Origin of the sequence: Bacillus sp. 123MFChir2, from assembly GCF_000383235.1 — a bacterium.
GTDB lineage: Bacteria > Bacillota > Bacilli > Bacillales > Bacillaceae_G > Bacillus_A.
In genome coordinates this window covers 118,227-136,026 of sequence record NZ_KB910925.1, presented here as the reverse complement: position 1 = coordinate 136,026, position 17,800 = coordinate 118,227, and the positions used below count along the sequence as shown (strand labels likewise).

Annotated in this window: 19 protein-coding genes; 17 read left to right on the top strand and 2 right to left on the bottom strand. The window is 35.4% G+C overall.

Annotated elements, in window-relative coordinates:
• The first annotated feature begins 137 nt into the window (after nt 1–137).
• The 5 genes from gudB (at nt 138) to H280_RS0102970 (ending at nt 3,982) form a co-directional block, all read left to right on the top strand.
• Nucleotides 138–1,421, top strand: a complete 1,284-nt coding sequence (gudB, locus tag H280_RS0102990) for an NAD-specific glutamate dehydrogenase (RefSeq protein ID WP_020059630.1) — start codon at nt 138–140, stop codon at nt 1,419–1,421.
• A 255-nt stretch (nt 1,422–1,676) separates the two neighbouring features.
• Nucleotides 1,677–1,892, top strand: a complete 216-nt coding sequence (locus H280_RS0102985) for a hypothetical protein (RefSeq protein ID WP_020059629.1) — start codon at nt 1,677–1,679, stop codon at nt 1,890–1,892.
• A gap of 151 nt (nt 1,893–2,043) precedes the next feature.
• Entirely contained in the window at nt 2,044–2,277 is a 234-nt protein-coding gene (locus H280_RS0102980) for a DUF3961 domain-containing protein (protein WP_020059628.1), read from the top strand.
• Between the two features lie 79 nt (nt 2,278–2,356).
• A complete protein-coding gene (locus H280_RS0102975) occupies nt 2,357–2,887 on the top strand; it encodes a peptidoglycan recognition protein family protein (protein WP_020059627.1) in 531 nt (176 codons plus the stop codon).
• Nucleotides 2,888–2,995: 108 nt separating this feature from the next.
• Nucleotides 2,996–3,982, top strand: coding sequence for a YpdA family putative bacillithiol disulfide reductase (locus H280_RS0102970; protein WP_020059626.1), 987 nt, complete (start codon nt 2,996–2,998; stop codon nt 3,980–3,982).
• A gap of 86 nt (nt 3,983–4,068) precedes the next feature.
• On the opposite strand, the gene H280_RS0102965 is transcribed toward H280_RS0102970, so the two are convergent.
• Nucleotides 4,069–5,040 (bottom strand): asparaginase, encoded by a 972-nt coding sequence (locus H280_RS0102965; RefSeq protein WP_020059625.1) that lies wholly within the window; start codon nt 5,038–5,040, stop codon nt 4,069–4,071.
• A gap of 195 nt (nt 5,041–5,235) precedes the next feature.
• Here H280_RS0102965 and H280_RS26015 point away from each other — a divergent pair, with 195 nt between their 5' ends.
• From H280_RS26015 to H280_RS26695, 8 genes are all read left to right on the top strand, one after another.
• The gene (locus tag H280_RS26015) at nt 5,236–5,409 is read left to right on the top strand and encodes a DUF5359 family protein (RefSeq protein ID WP_020059624.1); all 174 of its coding nucleotides are present in this window, start codon (nt 5,236–5,238) and stop codon (nt 5,407–5,409) included.
• Between the two features lie 210 nt (nt 5,410–5,619).
• Nucleotides 5,620–6,297, top strand: a complete 678-nt coding sequence (cmk, locus tag H280_RS0102955) for a (d)CMP kinase (protein WP_020059623.1) — start codon at nt 5,620–5,622, stop codon at nt 6,295–6,297.
• Between the two features lie 201 nt (nt 6,298–6,498).
• Nucleotides 6,499–7,647, top strand: coding sequence for a 30S ribosomal protein S1 (gene rpsA, locus H280_RS0102950; RefSeq protein WP_020059622.1), 1,149 nt, complete (start codon nt 6,499–6,501; stop codon nt 7,645–7,647).
• 12 nt (nt 7,648–7,659) lie between these two features.
• Complete coding sequence (gene fni / locus H280_RS0102945; protein ID WP_020059621.1) at nt 7,660–8,709, top strand: type 2 isopentenyl-diphosphate Delta-isomerase; 1,050 nt, start codon at nt 7,660–7,662, stop codon at nt 8,707–8,709.
• 175 nt (nt 8,710–8,884) lie between these two features.
• Nucleotides 8,885–9,823: an ABC transporter ATP-binding protein gene (locus H280_RS0102940; protein ID WP_020059620.1), complete on the top strand. Its 939-nt coding sequence runs from the start codon at nt 8,885–8,887 to the stop codon at nt 9,821–9,823.
• Nucleotides 9,824–9,834: 11 nt separating this feature from the next.
• Nucleotides 9,835–10,578, top strand: a complete 744-nt coding sequence (locus H280_RS0102935; protein WP_020059619.1) for an ABC transporter permease — start codon at nt 9,835–9,837, stop codon at nt 10,576–10,578.
• Entirely contained in the window at nt 10,575–11,561 is a 987-nt protein-coding gene (locus H280_RS0102930; RefSeq protein ID WP_020059618.1) for an ABC transporter permease, read from the top strand. The genes H280_RS0102935 and H280_RS0102930 overlap by 4 nt, the downstream gene beginning before the upstream one ends.
• 64 nt (nt 11,562–11,625) lie before the next feature.
• A complete protein-coding gene (locus H280_RS26695; protein WP_020059617.1) occupies nt 11,626–14,205 on the top strand; it encodes a LuxR C-terminal-related transcriptional regulator in 2,580 nt (859 codons plus the stop codon).
• Between the two features lie 221 nt (nt 14,206–14,426).
• Here H280_RS26695 and H280_RS24630 read toward each other — a convergent pair whose 3' ends face one another.
• Entirely contained in the window at nt 14,427–14,561 is a 135-nt protein-coding gene (locus H280_RS24630; RefSeq protein ID WP_020059616.1) for a YpzI family protein, read from the bottom strand.
• A gap of 116 nt (nt 14,562–14,677) precedes the next feature.
• On the opposite strand from H280_RS24630, the gene H280_RS0102915 reads away from it, so the two are divergent.
• From H280_RS0102915 to der, 4 genes are all read left to right on the top strand, one after another.
• Nucleotides 14,678–15,277 carry a YphA family membrane protein gene (locus H280_RS0102915; protein ID WP_020059615.1) on the top strand — a complete coding sequence of 200 codons (600 nt, stop codon included), beginning with the start codon at nt 14,678–14,680 and terminating at the stop codon, nt 15,275–15,277.
• 3 nt (nt 15,278–15,280) lie between these two features.
• A complete protein-coding gene (locus H280_RS0102910; protein WP_020059614.1) occupies nt 15,281–16,174 on the top strand; it encodes a YIEGIA family protein in 894 nt (297 codons plus the stop codon).
• Nucleotides 16,171–16,359, top strand: coding sequence for a capping complex subunit for YIEGIA (locus H280_RS0102905; RefSeq protein ID WP_020059613.1), 189 nt, complete (start codon nt 16,171–16,173; stop codon nt 16,357–16,359). The genes H280_RS0102910 and H280_RS0102905 overlap by 4 nt, the downstream gene beginning before the upstream one ends.
• A 120-nt stretch (nt 16,360–16,479) precedes the next feature.
• Complete coding sequence (der, locus tag H280_RS0102900) at nt 16,480–17,790, top strand: ribosome biogenesis GTPase Der (protein ID WP_020059612.1); 1,311 nt, start codon at nt 16,480–16,482, stop codon at nt 17,788–17,790.
• The last annotated feature ends 10 nt before the right edge of the window (nt 17,791–17,800 follow it).

Sequence of the window (17,800 nt, the reverse complement as noted above, 5' to 3'; positions counted from 1 at the left end):
AACATTGAAAACGTTTACAAAAATAAAAAAGGTTTGCATATATTTGTTAGCGTTTTCTCTTGCATTCCTATTTTAAGAGTGTATACTAGGCAATGAAGGTTTACTAAACAAGTGAAATTACAGGGGGTTTACTTACTATGGTAGCCGAAAAGGGAGCTCAAACACAAACACAACAAAGAGAACAACATTTTGAACTGTTGAATTCGACGCAAATTGTTATTAAAGAAGCCTTAGAAAAATTGGGTTATCCAAACGAAGTATATGAATTACTTAAAGAACCAATTCGTATGATGACAGTGAAGATTCCAGTTCGTATGGATGATGGGACTGTTAAAATATTTACAGGATATCGTGCTCAGCATAATGATGCTGTTGGTCCGACAAAGGGTGGTATTCGTTTTCATCCGAATGTAACGGAAAATGAAGTAAAAGCACTTTCGATTTGGATGAGCTTAAAATGTGGTATTGTTGACCTACCATATGGTGGGGGTAAAGGTGGTATCATTTGTGATCCACGTGAAATGTCTTTCCGTGAGTTAGAAAGATTAAGCCGTGGCTACGTAAGAGCAATTAGTCAAATTGTAGGGCCAACAAAAGATATTCCGGCTCCAGACGTATTTACAAATTCACAAATTATGGCATGGATGATGGATGAATATAGCCGCATTGACGAATTTAATTCACCTGGATTTATTACAGGGAAGCCACTTGTTTTAGGTGGATCTCATGGTCGTGAAACAGCGACTGCAAAAGGTGTAACAATTTGTATTCGTGAGGCAGCGAAAAAGCGCAATATTGATATTAAAGGTGCGCGTGTTGTTGTACAAGGATTTGGAAATGCAGGTAGCTTCTTAGCGAAGTTTATGCATGATGCGGGAGCGAAGGTAATTGCGATTTCTGATGCTTACGGTGCACTTCATGATCCAAATGGTCTAGATATTGATTATTTATTAGACCGTCGTGATAGCTTCGGTACAGTAACGAAATTGTTTAATAATACAATTTCTAATAAAGAGTTATTAGAACTAGATTGTGATATTTTAGTACCAGCTGCCATTGAAAATCAAATTACAGAAGAAAATGCAGCAAATATTAAAGCAAAAATTGTTGTAGAAGCAGCAAACGGTCCTACAACATTAGAAGCAACGAAAATTTTAACTGAACGTGGCATTTTACTTGTTCCAGACGTATTAGCAAGTGCTGGTGGCGTAACAGTTTCTTACTTTGAGTGGGTACAAAACAACCAAGGTTACTATTGGACGGAAGAAGAAGTTGAGGCTCGTCTAGAAAAAGTAATGGTAAGCTCGTTTAATTCTATTTACGAAACAGCGCAAATTCGTAAAGTGGATATGCGTTTAGCAGCTTATATGGTTGGGGTTCGTAAAATGGCCGAAGCAAGTCGCTTCAGAGGCTGGGTATAAAGTGAAACTTTCATCAGCGGGGGGTTTCTTCATCCCCCTATCTTCTTCGATTTTCTCTCAATCTTGAGGTGGGGGTTTTACTGCCCGTTAATGTGGGATAAATCGATTGTTGATTATGAAAACCGCAATTTCCTTAAAGGAAGTTGCGGTTTTTTGTCGTAATTAGATTGCAAGGTCAAGCGGAAAATTCATTCGTTTTTCTACTTTTGTCAGTTGAAGCGATATGGAAAAGTCATGAGGGAAAGAGGGAGAAAAGTGCAAGTAGATCTAATGAAACGAGTAGTTGAATTAGAACAACGAATTATGAATTTAGAAAAGAAGTTAGAGGAAAAACAAACGGGAAAAATACCGATTCTTCAGCTGCTAGGGGAAGCGCTTGCTTCTCTGTTGTTCGGGATATGTATTATTGGTCCACTCATCACAGGTATATGCGCATTAGTTGTATTGCTTATGAGTTACCTGGATTTGTAAAAAAAATAAAAAGAACACTTGTTCTAACGGAACGTTTGTGCTATACTCTCCTTAGATAGAAAAACGGAAATAAAGTGAAAGTTCCACATGGAAAAGTTTATTGGGTATTCATTGATGGAAAACATTTGCTAATTATAAAGGGGAGATTTTAATGAAAACGACTGCACAGCAACGTTTTATGATGCCAACACATGTAATGGAGAGAGTTGGAAATTTACATCAGAAGAACGTGAAAGAGTATTCCTTCTTGCATACAGTGAATCGTTTTTTTGGTTTAGAAACGAAGCAAGATGAAATTTGGTTTTATGGTTTCTATACGGTGGCAGTAAGTGTGTTATTATTTATGGTATTTGTTTCGAATATGATGGATTTTCTGTTTTCATAATAATGTTTGCGATAGGGACACATCATCTGAATACATATAAGATTAGGAAGATTATTCTATAAGAGCGGAGATGATGTGAATGGCGAAGTTTCCTATACAGCGAAATTACATTAATTATGGAAGCTCTCGGCCGGGCATTCCACTATCGAAAGTTCGTTTTATTGTCAGTCATGACACTGGGAATCCGGGCAGTAATGCGATTGGGAATCGAGACTATTTTAACGAAGTGCAACCGAAAGCTTCAGCTCATACATTTATTGATGATACAACCATACTCGAGATTATTCCAATTAATGAGGCAGCTTACCATGTTCGGTACAATGTTCCAACAGATAATGAAATATATGGTTACAATGCTAATAGCGCAGCAATTGGCGTTGAACTTTGCTACGGTGGGAATATAAGCTTTTGGGATGCATATACACGTTTTACATGGTATCATGCCTATTTGTGTCATAATTTTGGGTTGAATCCAAGGACAGATATTGTTTCACATAAAAAGCTTGATCCTACTCGTAAAATTGATCCGGAACACGTATTAAATAATCAAGGTATACCTTTTCGACAATTTTTAGCGGACGTCTATCGCATGTACGTATCGTATAGATGACAAATATATGAAAAATGAATACAATAAAGATAGGTGCCTACTGCTGAAAGTAGGTTTTTTCTTGTTTATTTGGATAGAGAGAGTAGAAGACTAGGAGTTGAGCCTTACATGCAAAAGGAAACAGTAATTATTATCGGCGGTGGACCGTGCGGATTAGCGGCAGCGATTGCTATGCAAAATGTTGGAATGAATCCACTTGTGATTGAAAAAGGGAATATTGTTAATGCAATCTATAATTACCCAACACATCAAACGTTTTTTTCCTCTAGTGAAAAACTAGAAATTGGTGGAGTAGCCTTTATCACAGAAAACCGTAAGCCTGTTCGGAATCAAGCATTAGCATATTATCGGGAAGTAGTGAAACGGAAACATGTACGTGTGAACGCGTTTGAACGAGTGGAAGAAGTGCGGAAAGAAGAAGATATTTTCTTTGTTCAAACGTTAAAGAGTGACGGTGAGCGAGAGAAGTACAGTGCAAAATATATTGTTATCGCAACAGGATATTATGACAACCCTAATTATATGAATATTCCTGGAGAAGAGTTAGAAAAAGTAACGCATTATTTCAAAGAAGGGCATCCTTATTTTAATCGAGACGTTATCGTTGTAGGAGGAAAGAATTCAAGTATAGACGCAGCGTTAGAGCTTGTAAAGTGCGGAGCGCGTGTGACAGTTTTATATCGAGGTCAAGTATATTCTCCTAGTATTAAACCGTGGATTTTACCGGAATTTGAAGCGTTAGTACGACAAGAAACGATAAAAATGGAATTTGGTGCACATATAAAAGAAATTACAGAACATGCAGTCACATATACAGTGGGGACCAAAGAATATACGGTTTCAAATGATTTTGTCTTTGCCATGACAGGTTATCATCCAGATCATAGTTTTTTAACAGAAATGGGTGTGGAAATTGACTCTGAAACAGGAAGACCACTGTATAACGAAGAAACGATGGAAACGAATGTGGAAGGAATTTTTATCGCGGGTGTAATTGCTGCTGGTAATAATGCAAATGAAATTTTTATAGAAAATGGTCGATTTCATGGGGATGCCATTGCGCAGCTCATTGCAGCTCGAGAACAGAAACATTAGTAAGAACGGGTACAAAATGAAAAACACCTCCGTCTAATTCGTAGGCTTAAGGATTAGACGGAGGTGTTTTTTGTTACAATCAAATTTTAATGCTTAAACATAGATTGAATCTCTGCTTGTTCTTTTGTTACTTCCAGTGCAACAAGTAGCTTAATACGAGCTTTTTGAGCATTTAAACCATATGTGAAGATAATGCCCATATTTTTCAATTGTTTGCCCCCGCCTTCGTAAGAATATACATCTTGGACAATTCCGTTAAAGCAGCGAGAAACAAGAACAACTGGAATCTCTTTATCTATTAAACGTTGCAGAGCAGGAAGTGTACGCGGTGGTAAGTTTCCTTGTCCGAGTGCTTCGATAATGATTCCATCAACTGGCAATTGCTCAATTGCAGCCAATAATGTTTCATCCATACCAGCATACGCTTTTAATATGACAACATTTTTTGCAATTTGTGTGACAGCATATTTTTCATGATGCACTAATGCGTGATGGAAGACAACACCACGCTTTGTTACCATTCCAATTGGTCCGTATTGTGGACTTTGGAATGTTGCTACGTTACTTGTATGTGTTTTTGTCACATTCGTTGCACAGTGAATTTCATCGTTTAATACGACAAGAACGCCTTTTCCTTTTGCCTCTTCACTACTCGCAACTTTTACTGCTGACAAAAAGTTATATAAGCCATCCGCTCCTAACTCATTACTTGAGCGCATTGCTCCTGTAACGACAATTGGAACATCGGTTTGGACAGTTAAGTCAAGAAAATAAGCTGTTTCTTCTAGTGTGTCTGTTCCGTGTGTAATGACAACACCTTGCACGTTATCGTTTTTAACCTTCTCGTCAATCATGACTTGTAATTGCAGCATTTCATTAGGTGTCATGTGAGGAGATGGAAGATGAAAGACATCTTCAACAATTAAATCGATATCTTCTTCTAAATTTGGAATGAATTTTAAAAGTGGATTTTGCGCACCTGGTTGAACAACACCAGTTTCTTTATCTTCTTCCATCGCAATTGTTCCACCTGTGTGTAAAACAAGAATTTTTTTCAATGCCTTTACCCCTCTCCAATCAATGCAAATACATTAAGAACATAACATGATTTGATCGGATTCGACAATGAAAAAGTATAAAACTGCTAAGCGATAATCACAATGAAAATAAAGTGAAACTTCCCTCAATGGGGCTTACTGCCCATCAACAGGTGTCCGCTAGAGTGGGATGATAAAGAAAAGGAGATGTAGGTTTTGAAAAAAATCGAGAAAATTTTAATTTGGTTATTAATTGGACAATGTCTTTGTTTGTGTATTGTCCAACTACTTTTAACAGAGGAAAACATAGCAAAATATGTATCGAAAGTTGTCTATTATGAAGGAGTTACAAAAGGGGTTATAACAAATATTTTAGAGGTAAATCAATAGTTTTTTCATTTGCTTCTAAGAAAGAGTGTGCTACAATAGTTGAGGGCTTGAAACGGGGTAAAGTGAAACGGTTATTAGTGAAAAAGCTGATCGTTAATGGAACCAATCGGATTTTTACTTCCTGTTAATGTAAAAAGAAACAATGTTGAGAAAAGCAGGGAATACCTGCTTTTCCTTCTGTTCTTATAAGTGAAAAAATGGGGTGTTACAATGGAGAAACGGATTTCCATCGCAATTGATGGCCCGGCAGCTGCAGGGAAAAGCACGGTTGCTAAAATTGTTGCTAAAAAATTGTCTTATGTTTATATTGATACAGGTGCAATGTATCGTACTGTAACATATGCAGCATTAGAGCAAGGCATTGATATTGAAAATGAAGAAGAGTTAATGGGAATCATTAGGGATATAGACATTTCATTTCAGCAAGGAGAAAATGTACAGCTTGTCTTTTTAAACGAAAAAGATGTATCAGAAGTGATTCGCACACCAGAAGTAACAAATCGTGTATCGATTGTGGCGAAACATCGCCTTGTACGTGAAGAAATGGTACGTCGTCAGCAAGCTTTAGCAGAAAAGGGCGGCGTTGTTATGGACGGTCGTGATATTGGGACGCATGTAATGCCGAATGCGGAAGTGAAGATTTTTATGCTAGCTTCTGTTGAAGAGCGAGCTGACAGAAGACATTTAGAAAACACACAAAAAGGATTTCCTTCTAACTTAGAACAACTAAAAGAAGAAATTGCGCGCCGTGATAAATTAGATTCTGAACGTGAAGTGTCTCCTTTAAAAAAAGCTGAGGATGCAATTGAATTAGATACAACCTCTTTATCTATTGAAGAAGTAGTTCAAAAGATTATGGATATTGTATCGACAACGTTCGCAAAATAAAGGAAGGGGGGAAACCTCTTCCTTTATTTTTGTTTCTATGTGGTAATAAGGAAACAATTTCCTTGACAAATTCATCGATTTGTTAGAAGTTAGTAAAAGAGGGTATTTTCTAAATATTTTACATACATGCAAATGGAAGCCATTGTTTCCATTTCGTATATACATAAAGATGCTTTGCCATTTTAGTAGGGAGGTATTTCCATGGTAGAAAAAATGAATGAAGAAGTTGTAAACACAAAGGCATTACAAGTAGGTGATGTTGTTACAGGTACAGTAACTAAAGTTGAAGAAAAGCAAGTATTTGTAAATGTTGGGTACAAAACTGATGGTGTGATTCCAATTAGTGAATTGGCAAATGTTCATATTGAAAAAGCAAGCGATGTTGTAGAAGTAGAACAAACTCTTGAATTGAAAGTAATTAAATTAGAAGATAATGATTTAGTGTTGTCTAAACGTGCAGTAGATGCAGAAAAAGCATGGGAAGTATTGCAAGGGCAATTTACATCAGGTGAAGTATTTGATGTAACAATTAAAGATATCGTTAACGGAGGTCTAGTTGTTGACCTTGGTGTTCGTGGCTTTATTCCGGCTTCGCTTGTAGAGGTGCATTATGTAGAAGATTTTACTGATTATAAAGGAAAAACATTAGCAGTAAAAATTGTAGAATTAGACCGAGAGAAAAATCGTGTGATTCTTTCTCATAAGGCAGTAGTAGAGCAAGAGCTAGACAAGAAGAAAAAAGAAGCAGTTTCTTCTTTACAAGCAGGTGATGTTGTAGAGGGAACGGTTCAACGTTTAACTGACTTCGGAGCATTTGTAAATGTTGGCGGTGTAGATGGTTTAGTTCATATTTCTCAAATTTCTCATGATCGTGTAGAACAACCATCTGATGTATTAACAGAGGGACAAACTGTAAAAGTAAAGGTGTTATCTGTTGATGCTGATACGCAGCGTATTTCTTTATCTATGAAAGCGGTGCAACCAGGTCCGTGGTCGAATGTTTCAAATCAAGTAAAAGTAGGCGATTTATTAGATGGGAAAGTAAAACGCCTTGTTACTTTCGGAGCGTTCGTTGAGATTTTTCCTGGTGTAGAAGGACTTGTTCACGTGTCACAAATCGCAAACCGTCATGTGAAAAATCCGAATGAGGTATTAAACATCGGACAAGATGTGCAAGTAAAAGTATTAGAAGTTCATTTAGAAGAAAAACGCATTTCTTTAAGTATAAAAGAAGCGCTTGAAGAAAATAATGTAACAGAAGATTATAGTAAATATGAACCAACTTCTGATTCTGCAACATTCCAATTAGGTGATATTATTGGAGAGAAGTTAAAAAATTTAAAGAAATAATGAGGGATGTGTGTGGTAAGAGCAAAGCGTAAATTAGAACATATTGAGTATGCTCTTTCTACTGGACAGTCTCGTACACATGGCTTTTGTGACGTTTCTTTTGTTCATCAAAGCTTACCGAATATAAGTTACGAAAGTATATCATTTCAAATGGAAATCGGCGAACTTGTTTTAAGTTCGCCGATTTTTATCAATGCGATGACTGGTGGTGGCGGAGAGCACACACTACATATAAATAAACAACTAGCCCAAGCTGCACAGCAGTATCAACTTGCGATGGCTGTCGGTTCACAAATGGCGGCGTTAAAAGACGCTAATGAAGCAGCGTCTTTTAAAATCGTGAGAAAAGTGAATCCGAATGGAATTGTTATTGCAAACTTAGGCAGTGAAGCAACAGTAGAACAAGCGAAGCGAGCTGTTGATATGATTGAAGCAAATGCATTACAAATTCATTTGAATGTCATTCAAGAATTGACAATGCCAGAAGGCGATCGTGATTTTACTGGTGCACTAAAAAGAATTGAACAAATTGTCAAGCATTCTTTTGTTCCTGTGATTGTAAAAGAAGTTGGTTTTGGTATGAGTAAAGAGGCAGCAGAAGATTTAGCTAGTATTGGGGTTTCTATTATAGATATTGGTGGATATGGCGGTACAAACTTTGCGGCGGTTGAAAATGAAAGAAGACAGCGAGTACTTTCCTATTTCAACGAGTGGGGCATTTCGACTGCTTCTTCCTTAATTGAAGTATCCTCTACACAAAAACCTCTCTCTATTATTGCGTCAGGTGGTATTCAAACAGCACTTGATGTAGCGAAAGCATTAGCGTTAGGAGCATCAGCAACAGCATTTGCCGGCCATTTTTTACGGATTTTGATGCAAGAAGGTATCGAGAAATTAATTGAAGAAATTGAATTACTACATACAGATTTACAGTTTATTATGACGGCGCTTGGGGTACGAACAATCGCTGAGCTTAGGCAAGTACCACTTGTTATTAAAGGTGATACATACCATTGGCTTAACGAGCGCGGGATTGATACAGCTAAATATAGTAGGCGTTAAATGAAATGTATTATATAGGGAAATTTTTGATGGGGTTACTGTAAAGTGAAACTTCCATTAGTGAGGTCTTATTGAACACGAATAGCGAGATGAAAATCAACCGAATGAATCAACCATTCGGTTGATTTTTTTTGTTTATGAAATCCATACAATGAAGATGAAAGGAGCTGATGATATGGAAAAGTTAATTGAAGTAAGAAAGTTAGAAAAATGTTACGCACATTTTAAAGCATTAAATGGTATTTCATTCGATGTAAGAGAAGGGGAGATTTTATGTTTCCTTGGTCCAAATGGTGCTGGGAAAAGTACGACTATTCATATTTTGTCGACCATTTTACAGTACGACGGGGGAGAAATTTTATTTGAAGGAAAAGATGTAAAAAAACATACGCGATATGTAAAGTGCAACCTCGGTATTGTGCCGCAGGATTTAGCGATTTACGAAGAAGTATCAGCGGAACAAAATGTAGCGTTTTTTGCTGCTCTTTACGGTTTGAAAGGAACACAATTACAGAAATCTGTAGATGAAGCGTTGCAATTTGTTGGACTGCTTGATAAGAAAAATGAAAAACCGAAAACTTTTTCGGGTGGAATGAAAAGAAGGCTGAATATAGCATGTGCGATTGCGCATAAACCAAAGGTTATTATTATGGATGAACCGACAGTGGGGATTGATCCGCAATCTCGAAATCATATTTTACAGTCGATTCAACATTTACAAGAACAAGGATCTACGATTATTTATACAACCCATTATATGGAGGAAGTGGAAGAGATATCGACGAGAATTATCATTATGGATCATGGTGAAATTATTGCCGAGGGAACGAAAGAAGAACTTAAGAAGCATATTGCAGATGAAAACCGTTATTTCATAGAATGTGAACATATAACAACAGGTGTAGAAGAACGATTTTTTAAAATTGAGGGGATGAAAGAAGTAACAGTAAAAGACGGAGTAATAGAAGTTGTCGTATTGAAAGGTGTGGAAAATTTGGATAAAATTATTACGCTTCTTGTAAATGAAGGAATGAAAGTGAAAAACATTATGAGTGAAAGTGCGAGTTTAGAAACAGTATTTTTACAGTTAACAGGAAGAAAATTAAGAGATTGAAGGTGAAAATAATGAGCTTCTTTGTGTTATATAAACGCGATGTAGTCAATATTGTCATGAATCCAGTCCTTTTACTAACGAATACAATTTCTCCGATTTTATTTATATTAATTTTTGGTTATTTGAGTAATGGGAGTTACGGAGACAGTGGGATTACCTCCTATGATTATTATGGTGTTACGATTTTAATATATAGCATCTTGAATGTATCAATGACAGCTTCTAATAGTTTTATGGAGAAAAGGTTAAAAAATAGTAATTTACGAGTTATGTATAGTCCAATTCGTGTTTCTTATCTGTATTTGTCGAAAATATTGGCTACATTTACTTTTACAACTGTTTGCTATCTATTTGTTATGTATGGGGCTCATATAGGCTTGCGTGTAACGTTTGGAGGAAAGAATGTTGCTTATGTCATTATAATCGTGTTGTTATTTAATTTTTTATCAGCGGTTATCGGCGTGTTATTTTGCTGTATGTTTAAAAGTGAGGAAGTAACGAATAAAATATTAAGTTTGTTAAATAACGCTTTTGCAATTTCAGGAGGGGTTTTCTTTTCTCTTGATGGATTAGGAGATACGGTTCGGACAATATCATATATTTCACCGGTAAAGTGGGTTGTAGAATGTGTGATGAAGATCATATATGATCAAGATTTTAGCCTTTTCCTTACAACGGGCAGTGTGTTAATTTTGTTAACTTGTTTTGGGTTAGTTGGCTGTAAATTTCTATTTAAGGTGGAGGATTATGTATGAACGAGATTTTAATTGTTTTTCGTCATAATATCCGGCGAGCTATTAGTAAAAAGAATTATATACTGTTAACGATTCTTCTTACGTTTATTTCTATATCACTTGCTATATTTTTTACTTCCAAGTTTGAAATGAAGGGGAACATTGCATATGTAACAAAAGAAGGAAAGGGTCATATAAAAATAGAGGGATTTAACATTAAAAATACGAATCAAATTCCAAGTATGTCCGAATTTGTAATGAAAAAATATGATGCAGCAGTTATTCCGAAAGAAAACGGACAAATAGAAGTAAAGACACTTAAAGAAGATGATTTTAAAGAAAAAGTCGAGATGGCGTTTCAACAAAAAAGTATAGGTTCGTTTCATCAAGACAAAGTGAGAAAGGTAGGTACAAATATTTTAGGGTATCTGTGTATGTTTGTGTTATTAGAGAGTATTATGTTTATGAGTTTTTTTACAGAAGATAAGGAAAATCGTACCTTTACTCGTATTGTATCGTCTCCTATACGTATTAGTAACTATTTATTTGCGCAGTATTTGTTTACCTTTCTTATCGTATATGCTCCAACCTTTCTCATCTTAATAGTTGAAAAGGTAATGTTTCAGATGGATATAGGATTCAGTTTTTTAGAATATAGTTATCTATTGGCTATCCTTGTTATGATTGCGACATCCTTTTCTTTATTTATGAGTACGATTATAGAAACTACGGATAATACAATGATGTTATCTTCTTCCATTATTGTTTTTACTACTATTTTATCGGGGGCTTTCTTTGTTTTAAAAGACAAGAATGGGATAGTAGATTGGTTTGTACGAATCTTACCGCAAAAACAATATCTTTCGTTTATCGATGGTGTTGAAAATGGCTATAATCTAGCACAGTATGGAGGCGCAATTACGTATATAAGTTTTACTATCTTGTTATTCTTTATGCTTAGTATCATCATTTGTGAAAAAAGAGTACAGGAAGGTCGATATTGATATTTTCTATGTTAACCATATAAAATGGAAATAAAATGCATAAAGAAAATAATAAGGTGATGAAATGAAGAGAGAAGTTCAAATCATTTCTACAAAATTAATGACTCCAACGCCAAGGAAAAATTATGTACGTAGAGAAAAATCATTAAAAAAATTAGAAACATTGTGCGATTATAAACTTGTAGTTGTGAAAGGATCGGCTGGTAGTGGAAAAACGACTATATGCTCTTCTTTTGTCAAAGAAAACTCGGAGTTTGCGATTTCCTGGATTACTCTAGATAAAGAGAATAATAATGTATTTTCTTTTTGGTACTATGTGTTAGAAAGTATGCGTGTATATATTGAAGAAATAGAAGACATTATTTCTTTATTTCAGATGATTATGCATAAAGATGATATGAAACGTATTATTGTAGCTTTGATTAACCTATTAAGTACAAAAGATGATATTGCGATTATTATTGATGACTTTCACTATATAACGGATGTTGATGTTAATAAGACAATGGAATATTTTTTAAAGCATTCCTCAGAAAATGTTCGCATTGTCTTATTAACGAGAGAAGAACCTAAACTTTATGTAGGTGATTTTCTCATTTCAGGAAGATTATTAGAAATTGGAGAAGAAGAACTAAAGTTATCAGCAGACGAAGGTTTTCAGTTTATTAAACATACATTGAAGATGGATCTAAAATATGAGGTAATTCATGATATGAACATGGTGGCAGAAGGTTGGATTGGTGGTCTTCAGTTACTTGCGCTTGCACGATCTTATCATAACAATGATTGTATGCAGCATATGAAAGTGCTGAATAAATATATGATTACCTATTTATCAAAAGAGATTTTAGATGCTTTGGAAGAAGAAGAAAAAGATTTTCTCGTAAAAACATCTATTTTAAGTTATTTTAATGAGGAAATTTGTAATAAGTTATTGGAAAAACAGGGTACAAAAGAAATCATTACACGTCTATTTCAAAAACATTTATTTATAATTAATCTTGATGAAGAGCGTGGAATATATCGCTATCACGCTATTTTTCAACAGTTTTTACAACATTCTTTTGAGCAGCTAGAAATGGAGAAACAAAAGAAGTTACGTTTACGAGCTGCAGAAGTATACGAACGATGCGGTGATTTTGAGGAATGTATAAAACAATTGTTAGAGATGCAATATTATGAGGCTGCGTTAAGGAAAATTGAAATACACGGACAAAACCCGCAAGGATGGACCTATTTACGACATATTCCGTTACCGTGTATTGTGCAAAATAAAGAGATGGCGTTTCAACTCATTTTTTACCATTATTGTAATATGGAGTTTGAGCAGTGCAAAGAAATATTAAATACCGTGTACGAAGGGGGAAGTGGTCATCATCCTTGGAAGGTATTCGAATTTTGTAAGGCTTTAATTGAGGAAGGGAATTTACAATTAGATGTTTTATTTATAAGTGAAATTGAAGACATGGATATAAGTGATGTAACTAAGGCGATTATTTATGTAGAATTATCATTTTTTCTGTGGTTCCAGGAGCGAATCAAGGATGCACTATATGTGCTTGATAAAGCGTCTATACTTGAGAAGAGAATGAAAAATCTATATGTCCAAATAGGTATTTTAAGTTCTTTATGCCAGATTAAAGAGGATTTAGGAGATTTAAAAGAGTGTGAGAGGTTATATAATCAGCTTTTTCGGGTGGTTGAACAACATCCATTTTTATCAGCTCTCACAGTAACTTGTCATATTGGAATTACGGGTATTTATTTAAAACGTTTACAACTAGATAAGGCTGAAAAAGCATTACAACATGTACAAGGTGACGAAGTTGCATTAGAAAAACCTTATTTATATAATTTAATGGAACTTCAATTTCTGAAAGGTGATAAACAGCAAGCGAACGAAACAATTCGAAAGTTACAAACATTTGATGCGTATCAAAATGAGCTGTTTATATCCTCATTACTAAAATATGCGATTCATGTTGATGGAGAATATGTACAGCAATTAGATCAGTTTGTTTTGATGTACATACAAAAGAAAGAAAAAAAGAAACTACGAACTGAAGATAAATTGTTATATGCTCAGATTTTATTGCAGAAAGGACATATACAAGAATCATTACAGTTACTTGATGAAGTTGCGGAATTTACAAGAAAACATAAAATGAAAGTACTATTAATTGAAGCATTATTATTAAAAGTTCTTATCTTAGGAAATGAAATGAAAAAGCATAGGCGGGAGCTTTTAAATTTATTACGAGAAGCGGTACATTATAGTTATGAAAATCATATTTTATTACCTTACTTAAGAATAGATAAACAAATTCAAACATTGTTGATGTTATTAAAAGAAGAACGGTTGCAAGATTTAAATGAAAGAGAGAGGGAGTTCTTATACACGTTATTACAGTTAGGGGATCATGATAAAGAGAATGTTCTGTTAAGTAATAGAGAATTAGAGGTATTGAAAGTTCTAGCGACTGGGGCATCAAATAAGAAGATTGGTGAACAATTGTGCATATCTATTTCGACAGTTAAGACGCACATTATTAACATTTATTCAAAGCTTCATGTGTCTAACCGTGTTGAAGTAATAAAGAAAGCCACAGAACAAGGAATTATAAACTATATAAATTCAAATTAAAAACCTGACATAAAACCATCTTTTTTTAGGTGGGCAAGAGCATCTGGCCATGCATAGAAGCGGTCACCTTTTACTGTTTAAACAAAGTCAGAAAGCGAGTGGAAGCTCCTTTTTTTCTGCATAGCAGCAATCTATATGTCGGAAAATTAAAATGGATTCATATAGTTATTAATATGTGAAAACAAGGAAACAGCCAATGATATGTTGGCTGTTTCTTTGTTTTAATGCTGATTTTGTTTTCGTGCTTGCTCCGGTGTATCGAGTCCTGTTGCACCAGGATATTGTAATGATTGGCTGCGGTCGGATTCTACGCGCCTTGATTGTTTCAATTTCTTTTCTTGACGATCTTTACCCATGGTGTTTCCACCTCCTTAGTACAAAGTGTTGCTGTTATTTTTAAAAATATGCAGCGATAAAAGATGATTATTTTTCATAAACAATTCCCATAATGGAAATAATAGGAGGTGTTCACTTGGAAGGTGGTTATTTTTATTTTTTAGCATGGGTGAGCTGGATTGTTACGACGTTTTTTTGGAGAAAAGATACAGTTAGACTTAAGCTTAGTGCGGTCATTTTATTATTTATTATTTGTTCGCAAGCAGTAATTTCATTTACTTCTATTACAATATCGGTAAACGCCCTTTTGTTAGCGGGAATCTCATTTATTGGAATTGCGACATATTCAGTATGGAAAAAGGTCTATACTTTACTATGTGCACTTATAATCGCGATGCTATATGCAAGCTTTTCTTTAATCGAACTCTATGACCCGATTTGGATTGTTGTAGATCGTACCTGGATGTTAAGTAGTATTCTTGTTTATACATCTGTTTTATTACATAGGGACCGTCTATTACGTATATGGGGATTATATGTAGGGGCGTTGCAAGGTGAGTTGTTTGTAGCTTTTATTTTAAAGACATTCAATTTTCCTTATCAATTAGGGGATTTACAATTTTTTAATATGATTGCTGTGTCCACGATGTTCTGTAGTCTTTTATACGGAATTGGAAAAATAATGGCATACACAGAACAATTTAAGCAAAAGCAAGTGAAGGAGGGACAAGGTTAATTTATGAATTCGTATACATCAGCTATGTTGCTTGGAGTAACCGTTGGAACTGTCACACGAATTTTAATGCTTCAAACGGATACAAGGCAGTATCCAACTCGTTTACATGGAAAGATTATTCATATTGCAATGGGAATTATTGCGGCTGCTCTTGGGGCGGTAGCAATTCCAGCTATTTTGAAAAAGGATTTCTCTGCTATTACATTTCTGACATTAGCTGCATCGCAGTTTCGTGATGTGCGGAATATGGAGCGTAATACATTGCAGCAATTAGATGGGTATGAACTTGTTCCTAGGGGCAATACATATATTGAGGGAATTGCAATTGTGTTTGAGAGTCGTAATTATTTAGCAATGTTAACTTCTTTCATAGCTACTTTCGCTTATTTAGGATTTAAATCGTGGTATGCCGGTATTTTAGCTGGAATCATAAGTTTCTTTTTCGCGAAAAAGTTGATGTCTGGTAAACGGCTACGTGACCTTGTTGAAGTTGAGCATGCCTCGTTGCATTTTGAAGGAGCAGGCCTTTATGTTGATAATATTTATATTATGAATATCGGTTTACCAGTAAGGCAAAAAGAAATTATGAAGTATGGTATGGGATTTATTTTAAAACCAAAATCAATTGATGCTCGGGTAACATTAGCAAACCTTGGTCAAAGACAGGCGATTTTGCATGATGTATCTGTTGCGCTTGGTGTATATCGAGATTCTGGAACACCTGCACTTGTACCGCTTGCGAAACGTGATTTAAATGATGGAAGAATAGGTATATTTGTTTTGCCGCAAGATCAGGATGTAAATAAAGCGATTCAGGTCATTGGAAATGTTCCAACATTAGAAAGTGCGATTCATATGTCTTCTGAGGCCCCAAATGGAAGGGGAGATAAAGGGTGATATTAGAAAAATGTATTCTTGCTGTTATTACAACAATTCCGGAAAAGTTCGCTGGCGGGGCGCCGTTATTTGTATGTGAGACAGTAGATGAAATGGAATTTGTTGCTAGTAATTTAGAAGCGATTTTAGATGGAATTGCCCACCGTTTGCAAGAGAACTTATATATTATTGTGAAACATTCTTAAAATGTGTTATAATATGAGGTGTTTTGATACGAAGAGAAATATTCTGGAATGCAAATCCCTTCTTGCACAAAGAAGGGTTTTTTACATAATAACAGAAGCAAATAGAAGGGATGAAAGTATATGCCAAAACCGGTAGTGGCAATAGTAGGACGCCCAAATGTGGGGAAATCTACTATTTTCAATAGAATTGTTGGAGAAAGAGTGTCAATTGTTGAAGATATTCCTGGTGTAACAAGAGATCGTATATATAGCGCAGGAGAATGGTTAAATCATGAGTTTAACATTATTGATACAGGTGGAATTGATATTGGAGACGAGCCATTCTTGACACAAATTCGTCAACAAGCAGAAGTTGCGATTGATGAAGCCGATGTTATCATTTTTATGACAAATGGTCGCGACGGTGTGACAGCTGCGGATGAAGAAGTTGCAAAGATTTTGTATCGTTCTAAAAAGCCAGTTGTATTAGCTGTGAATAAGGTAGATAATCCAGAGATGCGCAGCGATATTTACGATTTTTATGCATTAGGATTTGGAGAGCCGTTTCCTATATCTGGAACGCACGGTTTAGGTTTAGGGGACTTATTAGACGAAGCAGCAAAACATTTCCCGCAAATTGAAGAAGAACCATACGATGATGAAACGATTAAATTCTGTTTAATTGGTCGCCCGAACGTTGGGAAATCATCAATGGTAAATGCATTGCTTGGTCAAGAACGTGTAATCGTTAGTAATGTAGCGGGTACTACACGTGATGCAGTTGATACACCGTACAGTAAAGATGGACAAGATTACGTTATCATTGATACCGCAGGAATGCGCAAAAAAGGAAAAGTATATGAAAGTACAGAAAAGTATAGTGTACTTCGAGCACTTCGAGCAATTGAACGCTCTGATGTTGTTTTAGTTGTTTTAGATGGTGAAGAAGGAATCATTGAACAAGATAAAAAAATTGCTGGATATGCCCATGATTCAGGTCGTGCTGTTATTATTGTTGTAAATAAATGGGACGCAGTTGAAAAAGATGAGAAAACGATGAAGGAATTCGAAGAGAATATTCGTGCTCATTTCCAATTTTTAGATTACGCACCAATCGTATTCTTATCTGCCAAAACGAGAAAACGTACACACACACTACTTCCTGTTATTAATGAGGTAAATGCAAGTCATAGTATTCGTGTACAAACAAATGTATTAAACGATGTAATTATGGATGCTGTTGCAATGAATCCAACACCAACGCATAATGGACAACGTTTGAAAATTTTCTATGCAACACAAGTCGCGGTGAAACCACCGACATTTGTTGTGTTCGTAAATGATCCAGAGTTACTGCACTTCTCATATGAGCGCTTCTTGAAAAATCGTCTGCGCGATGCGTTTGGTTTCGTAGGAACACCAATTAAAGTTATTGCAAGAGCACGAGACTAATGGAGAGGAT

Excerpts from the sequence above, each read along its gene's own strand:
- gudB (WP_020059630.1), top strand. The coding sequence starts at position 138 with ATGGTAGCCGAAAAGGGAGCTCAAACACAAACACAACAAAGAGAACAA.
- H280_RS0102980 (WP_020059628.1), top strand. The coding sequence starts at position 2,044 with ATGAAAACGACTGCACAGCAACGTTTTATGATGCCAACACATGTAATG.
- H280_RS0102975 (WP_020059627.1), top strand. The coding sequence starts at position 2,357 with ATGGCGAAGTTTCCTATACAGCGAAATTACATTAATTATGGAAGCTCT.
- H280_RS0102970 (WP_020059626.1), top strand. The coding sequence starts at position 2,996 with ATGCAAAAGGAAACAGTAATTATTATCGGCGGTGGACCGTGCGGATTA.
- cmk (WP_020059623.1), top strand. The coding sequence starts at position 5,620 with ATGGAGAAACGGATTTCCATCGCAATTGATGGCCCGGCAGCTGCAGGG.
- rpsA (WP_020059622.1), top strand. The coding sequence starts at position 6,499 with ATGGTAGAAAAAATGAATGAAGAAGTTGTAAACACAAAGGCATTACAA.
- H280_RS0102940 (WP_020059620.1), top strand. The coding sequence starts at position 8,885 with ATGGAAAAGTTAATTGAAGTAAGAAAGTTAGAAAAATGTTACGCACAT.
- H280_RS0102935 (WP_020059619.1), top strand. The coding sequence starts at position 9,835 with ATGAGCTTCTTTGTGTTATATAAACGCGATGTAGTCAATATTGTCATG.
- H280_RS0102930 (WP_020059618.1), top strand. The coding sequence starts at position 10,575 with ATGAACGAGATTTTAATTGTTTTTCGTCATAATATCCGGCGAGCTATT.
- H280_RS26695 (WP_020059617.1), top strand. The coding sequence starts at position 11,626 with ATGAAGAGAGAAGTTCAAATCATTTCTACAAAATTAATGACTCCAACG.
- H280_RS24630 (WP_020059616.1), bottom strand. The coding sequence starts at position 14,561 with ATGGGTAAAGATCGTCAAGAAAAGAAATTGAAACAATCAAGGCGCGTA.
- H280_RS0102910 (WP_020059614.1), top strand. The coding sequence starts at position 15,281 with ATGAATTCGTATACATCAGCTATGTTGCTTGGAGTAACCGTTGGAACT.
- der (WP_020059612.1), top strand. The coding sequence starts at position 16,480 with ATGCCAAAACCGGTAGTGGCAATAGTAGGACGCCCAAATGTGGGGAAA.